Below are 13,246 nucleotides of genomic sequence, written 5' to 3'. Positions count from 1 at the left end.
AGGGTGACCCGCCCCCCAAGAGCGACCCGCCCCCCAAGACCGATCCCCCGCCCAAGACCGACCCACCCGCCGACCCGCCGCCCGTCGCGAAAAGCGATCCGCCGCCCGGCGGGACGCCGAAGGGCGACGCCCCCAAGCCGAAGGAAGACGGCCCGCGTGACCGCGCCCAGCCGTCGGACACCAAGACCTACTGCGGGGACCCCGTCGACGTCGCCACCGGCGAGGTCGTGATGACCCAGGTCGACGTGACCCTGCCGGGCGACGCCGGCGATCTGGAGCTGTCGCGCACCCACCTGTCGGCCTACCGCGGTGGGCGCTGGTTCGGCCCGTCCTGGGCGTCCACTTTGGACCAGCGGCTGGACGTCGGCCCCGGGCGGGTCCGGTTCCACGCCGAGGACGGCATGGTCCTCGTCTACCCGGTGCCCACCGGCGAACCCGTGCTGCCGCTGGACGGCCCGCGGCACCCGCTGCACCGCTCCCCCGGCGGCTACCGGCTCGTCACCGGCGACCGCGAACTGCACTTCACCGGCGGTGGCCGGCTCGCGGCGATCGCACGGAACGGCAGCCGCACCGAGATCGCGTACGCCCCGGACGGCTCCCCCGCCGGGCTGCGCCGCGACGACGGCGTCGAACTCCGGATCGCCACCGCCGAGGGCCGGATCGTCGCCCTGGGCGCGCCCGACGCGGCGCCGCTGGTCCGGTTCGGCTACAACCGGCTCGGCCAGCTGACCACGATCGCGGACTTCGCGGGCCGCCCGATGACCCTCGATTACGACCTCGATCACCGGCTCGTCGGCTGGCAGGACCGCACCGGCACCTGGTACCGCTACGTCTACGACACCGACGGCCGCTGCGTCCGCACCGTCGGGGCGCACGGCTTCTACGACGCGGTCTTCGCCTACGAGCCCGGCGTCACCCGGCACACCGACGCGCTCGGCCACACCTGGACCTACCGGCTCAACGACGCGGGCCAGCTCGTCGAGCGGACCGATCCGCTGGGGAGCACCCGGCGCTACACGTGGAGCCGCTACGACCAGCTCCTGTCCCAAGTGGACGAGCTGGGCCGCGAAACCCGTTACGAATACGAGAATGGCGAACTGAGGACGGTCATCCGTGCCGATGGCTCCGTCGTGCGGACGCTGCCCGCGGGCGCGGGCGAAGTGCGGCTGCGGGTGGGCGACGGGGACGCCGCGGTCCAGCGCGTGGCGCCCGCGGCCGACCCCTTCACGGCACTGTCCGGGGCCACCGGACCGGGCGACGCTCCCGACCCGCTGAGCGACGCGCCGGCGACGGACGTGCGCCCCGGCGACCGCGACCTGTTCGGCCGTCCGCAGCTCGTGCACACCGCGTCCGGCGGTGCCGCCCGGCTGGGCTGGACGGCCGAGGGCCGCCGCGCCTGGCGGATCGGCCCGCACGGCGACCGGGAAACCTGGGTGCACGACGCGGAAGGCCAGGTCGTCGAGTACCGCGACGCCGCGGGCGGGGTGCGGCGGCGCAGCTACGGGCCGTTCGGGCTGGCGGTGGCCGACGTCGACACGGCGGGCGCGCGCACGACCTACACCTACGACGGCGAGCTGCGGCTGACCTCCGTGACGAACCCGCGGGGCCTGACCTGGCGCTACACCTACGATCCCGCGGGCCGTCTGGCCGAGGAGACCGACTACGACGGCCGTCGCCTCACCTACTCCTACGACGAGGCCGGCCAGCTGCGGCGCATGACCAACGGCCTCGGCGAACCCGTCGAGTTCGCCTACGATCTGCTCGGCAACGTCGTCGAGCGGCGCACGGCCGAGGACGTCACGCGCTACGCCTACGACGCGCTGGGCCGCCTGGCCATCGCGGAGAACGCCGAGGCCCGCGTGGAGATCGCACGCGACGAGCGCGGCCGGGTCGTCGCCGAGACGGTCAACGGCCTCGGCGTGGCCTGGGACTACGACGGCGCCGTGCTGCGCCGCCGCACGTCGTCCGGTGTGGACAGTGCGTGGGCGTTCGACGACGCGGGCCTGCCGCGGTCGCTGCGGATCGCGGGCCACGACGTCGGGTTCGAGCACGACGCGGCCGGGCGCGAGGTCGCCCGCGGCGTCGACGGGACGGTTCTCCTCCGGCGGCGGTTCGACGCGGAAGACCGGCTCGCCGCGGAGGAAATCGCCGGCGTCGGGCCGCGCACCTACGCCTACCGGCCCGACGGCAGGCTCGCCGCCGTCGGCGACACCTGGCGGCTGGAGTTCGACGACGGCGGGCGCGTCAGCGAGGCGCACGGCCCGGGCGGGGTCGAGTGGTTCGCCCGCGACGCCGCCGGGAGCATCACCTCGGCGGCCACGCCGGCGCTGCCCGGACCGCGGGCCTACCGCGGAAACACGCTGGTCTCGGCCGGTGGCACCCGCTACACGGCCGACGCGCAGGGCCGCGTCACCGGGCGCCACCGCGGCGACGGGTCGTGGACGTACACGTGGGACCGGCTGGACCGGCTGCGTTCGGTGCGCACCCCGGACGGCGCGCGCTGGACGTACCACTACGACCCGCTGGGCCGGCGGTTCGCCAAGCGGCGCTGGGTCACCGGCGCCGGCGGCGAGGTCTCGCTCACCGCGGACACGCGGTTCCTCTGGAGCGGCTTCGCCCTCGTGGAGCGGGTCGAGCACGGCGCGGACGGGTCGCCGCGCGTCCTGACGTGGGAGCGTCACCCGGGCGACGGCCGCCCGGTCGTGCAGGTCGAGCGCACCGGCGATGAAGTGCGGTTCCGCTGCGTGATCACCTCGCCCGCGGGCACGCCGACCGAGCTGCTGGACGCGCGCGGCGGGCTGGTCTGGCGGGACCGGAGCAGCTTCTGGGGCGTGCCGCTGCCCGGCGCCGACGCCGCGGCCGTCCCGCTGGCGTTCCCCGGGCAGCACCGCGACGAGGAAACCGGGCTGCACTACAACGTGTTCCGGTACTACGACCCGGAGACGGCGCGGTACCTGAGCCAGGACCCGCTGGGCCTCGCCGCCGCCCCCGACCCGGCGGGCTACGTCACCGAGCCCCTGCTCGTCGGCGACCCGCTCGGGCTGGTGGGCACGTGCGGCAAGACCGGCGGGCCGGCGAGCACGAAACGTCCCCGGCCGGACGACTTCGACCAGCACCCCGACCTCCAGCCACCACCGGCGAAGAAGCCCGACCTCGGCGTCGCCGTCAACCGCATGACGCGCGAGGAGTGGGAGGCGTTCAAGCCCGAGCTGGACCAGATGATGCGCGCGGACAAGCACTTCTTCTGGTCGGGCGGCTACAAGCAGGGCCACGGCGCCCCGGACGACCCGTACCTGGGCTCGATCGAGTTCAAGGCGAACTCGGTCGCCAAGGAACACGGCGGCAACACCCTGGAGGGGCTCGTCGCCGACCACCACCTGAAGATGCCCGGCTGGGTCGACGACAAGATGATGAAGGACCCGGACAAGGGCTACTGGTCCCACGGCGACCACGGAACGTCCAACCTGGACCAGAAGAACTTCGTCAAGGAGAAATGGGACCACGCGTCGGAGACGTTCGCGAAGAACTCGACCCCGGACACCCACGTCGTCTTCCCGGACAAGCCGGGCGCCCAGACGAGCACGGGCATCCCCAACCCGAACGGCGACATCTACCCCTACCGCAGGCCGGACAACATCTTCGACGCCATCGAGTACAAGAAGCTGGAGGAGCAGGGCATCAGCGTCACGGAGCACAACGCCGAGACCGGCGCGACGAAGCCGTACAAGAAGCCTTGACGCCCTGGTAGCCGAGGTGTCCGGGTCCGACGCCGGCGGGCCCGCCCCCTGCGCGGGCCCGCCGGGTGATGACGTCAGACGAGCGACGCGGTCAGCCCGCCGTCGAGGACGTAGTGGCTGCCCGTCACCCAGCTCGCCCGGTCGGACGCCAGGAACGCCGCCACCTCGGCGATGTCCTGCGGGGTGCCGAGCCGGCCCTGCTTCGCCGCGACCAGGTCGCCGAACGGGACCTGGGTCGCCGCTTCGAAGTCCGGCACCAGCCGCTCGACCATCGCCGTGTCGGCGAAGCCCGGGCAGACCGCGTTGACGCGGATCCCCGCCGGGCGCATCTCCACCGCCGCGACGCGGGTCAGCTGGATGACCGCCGCCTTCGTCGCGCAGTAGGAGCCGAGCAGCGGGCTGCCGCCGACGCCGGCGATCGAGGAGATGTTGACGATGTTGCCCTTGGACTCCACCAGGTGCGGGGTCGCCGCCTTCATCGTGACGAACGTGCCGCGCACGTTGACCGCGAAGATCTTGTCGAAGCTCTCCGTGGACTGCTGCAGCAGCGGCGACGACACCTCGATGCCGGCGTTGTTGACCAGGACGTCGAGGCCGCCGAGCAGGTCGACCGCCTGCTGGATGGCGGCCTGCACCTGGCCTTCGTCGGTGACGTCGCAGTTCGCGACCCCGGCGGCGCCGATCTCGTCGGCCGCCTGCTTGGCCGCGTCGGCGTTCAGGTCGCTGACCACGACCCGGGCACCGCGTTCGGTGAACAGCGCCGCGATCGCCTTGCCGATCCCCGCCCCGGACCCGGTGACGAAGACGCGCTTTCCCTCGAGTTCGGACATGCTGGTTCCTCTCACATCGCTTCGATCTTGGGCAGGATTTCTTCTTTGACGCGCTTCAGGTCGTCCAGCGTCTTCGCGACCGGCACGTCCGCGAACGGCGGCCACAGGAAGGGCATCGTCAGCCCGGCTTCCTTGTACCGCTTGAGCTGGTCGGTGATCTGCGCTTCGGAGCCGACGAGCAGGTTCGTGCCCTTGCCCCGGGGGCTCTGGTCCACGTCCTGGTCGGTGATGACGAACCAGATCATGCTGGAGATCTCGAGGTCGTCGACCGACCGCTTGGTGTCGAGCTGGTCGAGCTCGCGCTGGATCTCGGTGCGCCACCGCTGGATGTCCTCGGGCGAGTCCTGGATCCCGATCCAGCCCGACAGGTTGTACTTGGCGATGCGGCTGGCCGAGCGCTTCGGGTCCTTGAGGCCGCTGAAGAAGATCGGCGGGTGCGGCTTCTGCACCGGCTTGGCGCCGAACCCGGCCGGCTCGAAGTCGGCGAACTCGCCGTGGTACTCGAAGACTTCGTTGGTCCAGATGCCCTGCATGATCTCCAGGGTTTCGCGCACGTGCTTGTGCCGCTTGGGAAAGATGTGCGCGGCGCTGGCGGCGGCGAACTCTTCCGGCATCCAGCCGGAGCCGACGGCGACGTTGAGCCGTCCGCCCGAGAGGTGGTCGATGGTGGCCAGTTCCGCGGCGAGCACGCCGGGGGAACGGTACGGCGTGTCGATGATGCTCATGCCGATCCGGACCTTCGAGGTCTTCGCGGCGAGCCACGGGAGCAGCGGCATGCCCTGGAGGAACTCGCCCCGCGAGCTCACCGGGAGCTGCCTGCCCATTTCGTCGAGCATTCCGAAGGGGTACTGCATTTCCCCTCGGTCCGAGGCCTCCGGCACGATGATCCGGTCGAGCGTCCAGACGGAGTCGAAGTCGAGGTCTTCGGCGAGCGCGGTGAGGTCCTCGAGCTCCCGGACGGTCACCTTGTCCCGGAAGTTCGGCAGGTAGAGCGCGAGTTTCATGGTCGGACAGCCTCCTTGCTGTGGTGGGTGAAACTGGAGCGGATGTCGGCTTTCAGGACCTTGCCGACGGTGGAGCGCGGCAGCTCGGGCCAGATCTCGACCTGCTTCGGCGCTTTGACGCTGCCGATGCGGTCCTTGACGAACGCGATCAGCTCGCCGGTGTCCAGCTCCCTGCCGGGCTGGAGCTGGACGACGGCCGTGACGCGCTCACCCCACTTGTCGTCGGGCAGGCCGATCACGGCGCAGTCGCGGACGGCGTCGTGGGCCATCACCGCCTGCTCGACTTCGGCGGAATAGACGTTGAACCCGCCGGTGATGACCATGTCCTTGGCGCGGTCGACGATGTGGAGGTAGCCCTCGTCGTCGAGGAAGCCGATGTCGCCGGTGTGGTGCCAGCCGTGCGCCGACGCCTCCGCCGTGGCCTCGGGGTTGCGGTAGTAGCCCGCCATCACGAGCGAACCACGCACGCAGATCTCGCCGCGGTCGCCCTTCGGGACCGGCTGCCCGTCTTCGCCGAGGATAGCCACGGTGACCAGCGGCGACGGACGGCCCGCCGACGACAACCGTCCCGTGTGGACGGTGCCGTCCGGTCTCCGGTGCTGCGCGGGCGACATCGTCGAGATCATCATCGGGGCTTCGGACTGGCCGAACAGCTGCGCCATCGGGCCGATGCGGTCGAGCGCTTCGGTCAGCCGGGCCGTGGACATCGGGGCGGCGCCGTACCAGAAGCACTGCAGCGACGACAGGTCCGTCGTGTCGAGGGATTCGTGTCCCAGCACCATGTAGATCAGCGTCGGCGGCAGGAACGTGTGCGTGACGCGGTGGCGTTCGATCAGCTCGAGGAAGCGGCCGACGTCGGGCTTGGCCATGATCACCACCTCCCCGCCGCGGGCGAGGACCGGGAAGCACAGGACGCCGGCCGCGTGCGTCAGCGGGGCCAGCGCCAGGTACACCGGGCGTCCCTCGAAGGGGTAGCTCATCAGCGTGATCGCCGACATCGCCTCGAGGTTGCGGTCGGTGAGCATGACGCCCTTGGGCCGTCCGGTGGTGCCGCCGGTGCCGACCAGCGCGACGACGTCGTCGGGTTGGGCCGCTTCGACGGCGGGATCGTCTTTCGCCGCGTCGAGCCAGTCCCGGAAGCCCGCGGCGAAGTCGTCGCCGTCCCCGAGCCGGACGAGCGTGGTGAGCTTCGGCAGCTTCGGCGCGATCTGGCGGACGAGGTCCTCGAAGGCCGGCTGGAAGATCAGGGTGCCGCAGTCGAACAGGTCGAGCAGCTCGGCGTTCTCGCCGGCCGCGTTGCGCGGGTTGATCGGACACCACACGCCACCCGCGCGGGCGATGCCGAAGACGCAGGTGAACGCGGTCGGGTCGTTGGCCGAGAGGATGCCGACCTTGTCGCCGGGCGCGACGCCGGAGCGTCGCAACGCGCGGGCGACGGCCTCGGCGAGCTCGACGACTTCGCCGTAGGACCGCGAAACCCCGTCGAGGGTCAGGCAGGGGGCACCGGGATCCAGGGAGGCACCCTTTTCCAGGTAGAAGAACAGAGACATCGTCGTCCCTTTCGAGCTCTGTCGGCGGCTGCTGACGACCTTGGCCGCCGTTTGGACGAATGTCAAGATTTTCTTGGACGATTGGTCAGAGAACCGCTCGATGGTATCTTCGGCCGGTGACCAGCGCAGCCGCCGTGAGGCGGCGGACCCGAGTCGACAAGTTCGAGGAACGCCGCCGGGAGCTCGCCGACGCGGCGCTGCTCGCGCTGGCCGACCTCGGCTACGCCCGGACGAGCCTGCGCACGATCGCGGAGCACACGAAGTTCTCCCACGGGCTGCTGCACTACTACTTCGCCGACAAGGTCGAGCTGATCACGTACTGCGTGCGGCGCTACAAGGAAGCCTGCGTGAAGCGCTACGAGGGCGGCGTCGGCGCGGCGGCCACGGCCCCCGGCCTCGCGGCGGCGTGCGCCGACGGGCTGGCGGTGGCGCTGGCCGAGGCCCCGCTGATGCACCGGCTCTGGTACGACCTGCGCACCCAGTCCCTGTTCGAGCCGGCGTACCGCGACGACGTCGCCGAGATCGACGACAGCCTGCAGGACATGATCTGGCGCAACGTCTCGGCGTACGCGGAGCTGGCGGCGGCCGAGCCGAACTGCACCCCGGCCGACGCGTACGCCCTGTTCGACGGCCTGTTCCAGCAGGCGTTGCTGCGCCACCTCACCGGAGCGGAGGACTCGCTCACCGAACTGCGGCGCGGGATCCAGGAGCTGTTCCCCCGGCTCGTCGGCTGACTCAAAGCGCTTTCAGCACGCTCAGTGCGATGATCGTCGCGCAGACGATGCCGTTGAGGACGCGGTGGTCGACCAGGATGGCCGCGAACTCGCGCAGGGTCGCGCTCGGCCAGAAGTACCACGCCGTCGGGGCGCCGATCACCTGGCCGTTCACCTTGGCCTTGCGGGCGATCAGCGCCGCGCGCAGGACGTGGAAGTTGTTCGTGACGACGACGCACCGGTAGTCCGGCCGCCGTTCGCGCATGAGGGCGTCGCTGAACGCCAGGTTTTCCCGCGTGGTGCGCGAGCGGTCTTCGAGCACGATCCGCTCGCGCGGGAGGCCGCGGCCGACGAGGTGGTCGGCCATCGCGTGCGCCTCGGGCACGTCCTCCCCCGGCCCCTGCCCGCCCGAGGTGACCAGCAGCGGCGAGCGGCCCTTGCGGTCTTCGGCGTCGAGCACCCGCCGGCCGCGGTCGAGCCGGCTCGCCAGCAGCGGCGGGACGGTCCGGCCGCCGAGCAGCCCGGAGCCCAGCACCACCACGAAGTCGAGCGGGCGGCGGCTGCGGATCCGGCCGTACACCAAGGAGTACAACAGGAAGCACACGAACAGGAACGACAGGTAGGCGACGATCCCGTCCACGCTGTCGCGGACCGCTTCCAGCGGCGCCCAGCGCAGCTGCCCGACCACGAAGCCGAAGACGATCAGCGCCACGATGCCGACCCCGGCGGCCAGGGACAGCAGGTTCGCCGGCCGCCGTCCTTCGCGGCGCAGCATCGTCACGCCGTTGCAGATCAGGAAGACCGCGAGCACCACGATGGTCAGCGGGATGAGCGCGAACAGTCCGAACGCGACGATCGCCGCGGCCTCCGGCGAGATCGACGCCAGGAGCGCGAGCACGGCCAGGCCGAGGAACGCGAGCGCGAAGAACAGGTAGAAGCCGTTGCGCAGCTTGCGCCGGTCGAGCAGGAAGCTGACCAGGAAGACGCCGAAGCAGAAGACGGCCGCGGCCAGCGGGATCAGGGCCGGGTTCACCGGACCTCCAGGCGTCGCCAGGTCGCCAGGAACGCGAGCGCCGCGGCGACGGACCCGAAGGAGGCGAACGAGTTCGCGGCCAGGTAGACGACCCAGGCGTTGTCCCGCACCGTTTCCTCGTAGCCGCCGCCGAGCAGCGACGCTCCGATGAGGACGGTGCCGAGCGCCAGGAACACCGCACCACCAACGGATGCGATGCTCACGACGAGCACCCGCGGGATCCGGCGCGGCCCGTCGTGCCGGTGCACGACCCCGCGCCGCGCGAGCCACCACGACGCCAGGCAGGCGAGCCCGAGCGCGATCGCGTCGGCGGCGAGCGTGTCGGACAGGCGATGCCACTTCGCCGTCACGGTGTACGCGCCGATGCCGACCGCCCACGAGAGCAGCAGGAACAACGTCACCCCGCGCCAGCGGTACGGCACCACGAGCAGGGCGGCGAACAGCACGGTCATGGCGATGGTCGTGTGCCCGCTGGGCAGGCTGTTGGCGGCGTAGTGCCCGGTCGACGGCACGAGCGGCGGCCGCGGCAGCACGAACCGCTTCAGCACCTGCGTGACGACCTGCCCGGCGACGATCACGCCGACGGCCGCGAAAGCGAGGTCCACCCGCCGGCGCAGCAGCCCGACAACCCCGACGAGCACGACCGCGACGGCCAGGGAGTACACGGTGATCCGGCTCAGGCTGTCATCGGCCACCGCCTGGTCCCGGGCGCCGGCCTCATCGGCCCCGCGGAGAGCGGCGTTCTCCAAGGCCTGCCCGGGAACCGTCCAGACGGCGAGGAGGTAGACGACCACCACGACCAGCGCACAGCCGACCGCGACGATCAGCCAGCGACGGGCTGGAACCACCCTGAACCCTCCTTCAGCCGGGCTTGCTCCGAACAGCGTAGTTACCTACCGCGTTCGTGCGCACACCGAGGGTTTCTTTTCTGTCTGAGACAGTTGACTCACAGTCGGCGCTTCAGGCCAGTGCGGCAGGTCGGCGCCGCCCATGCTGTCCAGCAGCAGGTCGTCCGGGCGGGGCCAGTGCCGGTAGGCCGACGCCTGCCGTCTCGGCGACGCGGCGGCGAGCATCGCCGCGCCGCCCGCGGGTCCGTCGAACCGGTCACCGGGCCATCTGATGAGACAGGTGCCTCAGTGACCTGCCGGGAGAATCCGGCCGCGGACTTCGCCGAAGCCGATGCGGTCGCCGTTCGGGCCCGGGGCCGAACCCGTGATCACCACTTCGTCGCCGTCCAGCAAGAAGCTGCGCTCCTCGCCCTGGACCGTCAGCGGCTCCTTGCCGCCCCAGCTCAGCTCCAGGAACGCGCCGCGCTGGTGCTTCTCCGGGCCCGAAATCGTGCCCGAGCCGTACAGGTCGCCGGTGCGGGACGACGCGCCGTTCACCGTCAGGTGGGCCAGCATCTGCGCCGGCGACCAGTACATCTCGCGGAACGGCGGGCGGCTGACCTCCTGGCCGTTCCACTCGACGACCAAGTCGACGTCCAACCCCCACGGCTCGCTTTCCCGCAGGTACGGCAGCGGTTCCGGGTCCTGGCCCGGCAGCGGGATCCGCGCGGCCTCGAGCGCCAGGATCGGCACGACCCACGCCGAGACGGACGTCGCGAAGCTCTTGCCCAGGTTCGGGCCCAGCGGCACGTACTCCCAGGCCTGGATGTCGCGCGCCGACCAGTCGTTGAGCAGCACCGCGCCGAACACGTGCCGCGCGAAGTCGGCCGGGGCGATCGGGGTGTTCAGCGGCGTGCCCGTGCCGACGACGAAACCCAGCTCCGCCTCGATGTCCAGCCGCGTGCTCGGGCCGAACACCGGTGCCGGGTCACCCTTGCGCTGGCCGCTCGGGCGGACGATGTCGGTGCCCGACACCAGCACCGTCCCGGCGCGGCCGTGGTAGCCGACCGGCAGGTGCTTCCAGTTGGGCAGCAACGGTTCCGCGTCCGGCCGGAACAGCCGCCCGACGTTGGACGCGTGGTGCTCGGACGCGTAGAAGTCGACGTAGTCCGCGACCTCGAACGGCAGGTGCAGCGTGACGTCCGCGACCGCGTGCACGGCGTCGTCCGGGACCTCGCCCGCCACGAGCGACGTCACCCGCGACCGGACCTCGACCCAGCGGTCGTACCCCTGCGCCATGAACGGGTTGAGCGTCGGCGCCGCGAAGACGTCGTCGCCCAGCGCGCGAGCCAGGTCGAGCACCGAGTCCCCGACGCGGACGCCGACGCGCGGGGCGCCGCCGCCGACCGAAAGCACGCCGTAGGGCAGGTTGGCCGTCCCGAACGGGGAGCCGGCCGGGATGTCGATCGTGGTCATGCCTCTCCTCGGGGCAGCAGGCCGAGGGCGGCCAGCTCGGTCAGGGGATCACTGATGCTGCACGTGCCGAACGAGGTGAACCGCTCGCGGGCACCCGGATCGAGGTCGCGCACCAGCGCGGCGACCGTCGCGCCGTCGCGCTCGGCGAGCAGGGCCTCGGCCCGCTCGGGTGCGCCGGCCGCGAGCAGCAGGTTGAGGAAGCCGTGTTGCTCGAACCCGGTCTCCGGGTCGGTGTTGCGCAGCGCGTGGTGCAGCCCGGCGGTGGCCTTGAACGGCACCCCGGCGTCGACGGCGGCCCGGATCGCCTCGGCCAGCTCGAACTCGCCGGGGTACAGGTCGGCCCGGACGCCGCCGGTCCGGAACTTCGCGCGGTGGCCCGTCCCGGCGAGCGCGCGCAGCAGCGGCACGCGGCGCTCGTCGCGCGGGATTTCGACGTACACCGGCGCGCTCGCGGCCGCCACGGCATAGAGCACCTCGCCGGGCCGCATCCCTTCCGGCACCGCGATTTCCAGCGCCTGCAGGTCCACGGGCAGCGTCTTCACGGCGTCGAGCACGCCCGGGAGCTGCGCGGGCCCGCCGGGCAGCGTCACCGCGACCGGCAACGGCCTCTCGCGCGGCCCGAGCAGGTCGCCCAGCGCGTCGAGCGCCGGCGCGGCGAGCACCAGGGGGCCGACGAGGCCGGCGTACCAGGACTTGACGTATTCGTCGTGCGCGGCGACGGCGTCCGGCAACGGCGCGAGGCCGGGCGGGAACACCGCGGCGTCGTCGCACAGCCCGGTGAAGAGGGCCGGGATCACGCGACCGGCCCCCGTCCGGCCCAGGTCCACGCGTAGCCGGGGTCTTCGCTCGCCAGCCCGCCTTCGCCGAGTTCGAGCGGCCGGAAGGTGTCGACCATGACGGCCAGCTCGTCGAAGAACTCCGCGCCGAGCGACCGTTCGACCGCGCCGGGCTGCGGGCCGTGGCTGTGCCCGCCCGGGTGCAGGCTGATCGAGCCCTGCGCGATGCCGGATCCCTTGCGGGCCTCGTAGTTCCCGCCGCAGTAGAACATCACCTCGTCGGAGTCCACATTGGAATGGTAGTACGGCACCGGCACGGCGAGCGGGTGGTAGTCGACCTTGCGCGGGACGAAGTTGCAGATGACGAAGTTGTTCCCTTCGAACACCTGGTGCACGGGCGGCGGCTGGTGCACGCGGCCGGTGATGGGCTCGAAGTCGGCGATGTTGAACGTGTACGGGTAGAGGAACCCGTCCCAGCCGACGACGTCGAAGGGGTGCGCCGGGTAGACGTAGCGGGTGCCGGTGATGCCGCGCGAGCCGCGGTGCTTGACGAGGACTTCGACGTCCTCGCCCTCGGCCAGGAACGGCTCCTCGGGCCCGTGCAGGTCGCGCTCGCAGTACGGCGCGTGCTCCAGCAGCTGGCCGAAGCGGGACAGGTAGCGCTTCGGCGGCGTGATGTGCGAGTTCGCTTCGACGACGTACGCGCGCAGCGGCTCGTCGCTCGCCGGCACCCAGCGGTGCGTCGTCGCGCGCGGGAGGATCACGTAGTCGCCCTGGCGCGCTTCGAGCACGCCGAAGATCGTCTCGACGCGCGCCTCGCCGGACTCGACGTACACGCATTCGTCGCCGACGGCGTTGCGGTAGAGCGGCGAGGTCTCCCCCGCCGCGACGTAGGAGATGCGCACGTCGCCGTTGCCCAGCACCAGGCGGCGGCCGGTGACGACGTCGGCGCTCTTCCAGTCCTGGCCGGGGAACAGCTCGTGCAGCTTGAGGTGGCGCGGGACCAGCGGGCGGTTCTCGGTGAGCGTCTGGTCCGGCAGCTCCCACGGCGTCGCGTCGACGATCGCCGACGGCACGCCGCGGTGGTAGAGCAGCGACGAGTCCGAGGAGAAGCCCTCCTCGCCCATCAGCTCTTCGGAGTACAGCCCGCCTTCGGGGGTGCGGTGCTGGGTGTGCCGCTTCGGCGGGATGGTCCCCGCGCGGCGGTAGTACGCCATGGTTCTCCTCCGGCCGATATAGTTCAGGCATTGACTATCTTTGGGCAGCTTAGCCCCTGTTGCGCGCCGCGGGTAGAGGGTCT

Annotated in this window: 10 protein-coding genes; 2 read left to right on the top strand and 8 right to left on the bottom strand. The window is 71.6% G+C overall.

The genetic code is table 11. From position 1 onward, the window contains the following. Positions 1 to 3,737: DUF6531 domain-containing protein (locus tag ACYVLJ_RS42945; RefSeq protein ID WP_460443014.1), on the top strand; the 3,737-nt coding region annotated here is incomplete at its 5' end. 74 nt (positions 3,738 to 3,811) lie between these two features. On the opposite strand, the gene ACYVLJ_RS42940 is transcribed toward ACYVLJ_RS42945, so the two are convergent. From ACYVLJ_RS42940 to ACYVLJ_RS42930, 3 genes are read right to left on the bottom strand one after another with little or no spacing between them, the layout of a single operon-like run. Next, positions 3,812 to 4,567 carry an SDR family NAD(P)-dependent oxidoreductase gene (locus ACYVLJ_RS42940; protein WP_460443013.1) on the bottom strand — a complete coding sequence of 252 codons (756 nt, stop codon included), beginning with the start codon at positions 4,565 to 4,567 and terminating at the stop codon, positions 3,812 to 3,814. 11 nt (positions 4,568 to 4,578) lie between these two features. Further along, complete coding sequence (locus ACYVLJ_RS42935; RefSeq protein ID WP_451983879.1) at positions 4,579 to 5,571, bottom strand: LLM class flavin-dependent oxidoreductase; 993 nt, start codon at positions 5,569 to 5,571, stop codon at positions 4,579 to 4,581. Continuing rightward, the gene (locus ACYVLJ_RS42930; RefSeq protein WP_460443012.1) at positions 5,568 to 7,121 is read right to left on the bottom strand and encodes an acyl-CoA synthetase; all 1,554 of its coding nucleotides are present in this window, start codon (positions 7,119 to 7,121) and stop codon (positions 5,568 to 5,570) included. The genes ACYVLJ_RS42935 and ACYVLJ_RS42930 overlap by 4 nt, the downstream gene beginning before the upstream one ends. A 116-nt stretch (positions 7,122 to 7,237) precedes the next feature. Between ACYVLJ_RS42930 and ACYVLJ_RS42925 the strand changes: the two genes are divergently transcribed. Next, positions 7,238 to 7,855 carry a TetR family transcriptional regulator gene (locus tag ACYVLJ_RS42925; protein ID WP_460443011.1) on the top strand — a complete coding sequence of 206 codons (618 nt, stop codon included), beginning with the start codon at positions 7,238 to 7,240 and terminating at the stop codon, positions 7,853 to 7,855. Position 7,856: 1 nt separating this feature from the next. Here ACYVLJ_RS42925 and ACYVLJ_RS42920 read toward each other — a convergent pair whose 3' ends face one another. The 5 genes from ACYVLJ_RS42920 to ACYVLJ_RS42900 all read right to left on the bottom strand — a co-directional run bounded on the left by ACYVLJ_RS42920 (position 7,857) and on the right by ACYVLJ_RS42900 (position 13,163). Beyond that, on the bottom strand, positions 7,857 to 8,867 hold the full coding sequence (locus ACYVLJ_RS42920; RefSeq protein WP_460443010.1) for a YdcF family protein: 1,011 nt from the start codon (positions 8,865 to 8,867) through the stop codon (positions 7,857 to 7,859). After that, complete coding sequence (locus ACYVLJ_RS42915; RefSeq protein ID WP_451983871.1) at positions 8,864 to 9,715, bottom strand: phosphatase PAP2 family protein; 852 nt, start codon at positions 9,713 to 9,715, stop codon at positions 8,864 to 8,866. Before ACYVLJ_RS42915 ends, ACYVLJ_RS42920 begins: the two co-directional genes overlap by 4 nt. Positions 9,716 to 10,000: 285 nt before the next feature. After that, the gene (fahA, locus tag ACYVLJ_RS42910; protein ID WP_460443009.1) at positions 10,001 to 11,170 is read right to left on the bottom strand and encodes a fumarylacetoacetase; all 1,170 of its coding nucleotides are present in this window, start codon (positions 11,168 to 11,170) and stop codon (positions 10,001 to 10,003) included. After that, positions 11,167 to 11,997, bottom strand: coding sequence for a hypothetical protein (locus tag ACYVLJ_RS42905; RefSeq protein ID WP_460443008.1), 831 nt, complete (start codon positions 11,995 to 11,997; stop codon positions 11,167 to 11,169). The genes fahA and ACYVLJ_RS42905 overlap by 4 nt, the downstream gene beginning before the upstream one ends. Next, complete coding sequence (locus ACYVLJ_RS42900; RefSeq protein ID WP_460443007.1) at positions 11,964 to 13,163, bottom strand: homogentisate 1,2-dioxygenase; 1,200 nt, start codon at positions 13,161 to 13,163, stop codon at positions 11,964 to 11,966. The genes ACYVLJ_RS42905 and ACYVLJ_RS42900 overlap by 34 nt, the downstream gene beginning before the upstream one ends. Between the last annotated feature and the right edge of the window lie 83 nt (positions 13,164 to 13,246).

This window comes from Amycolatopsis stemonae, from assembly GCF_054781455.1.
This window is presented reverse-complemented; position numbering and strand designations above follow the sequence as displayed.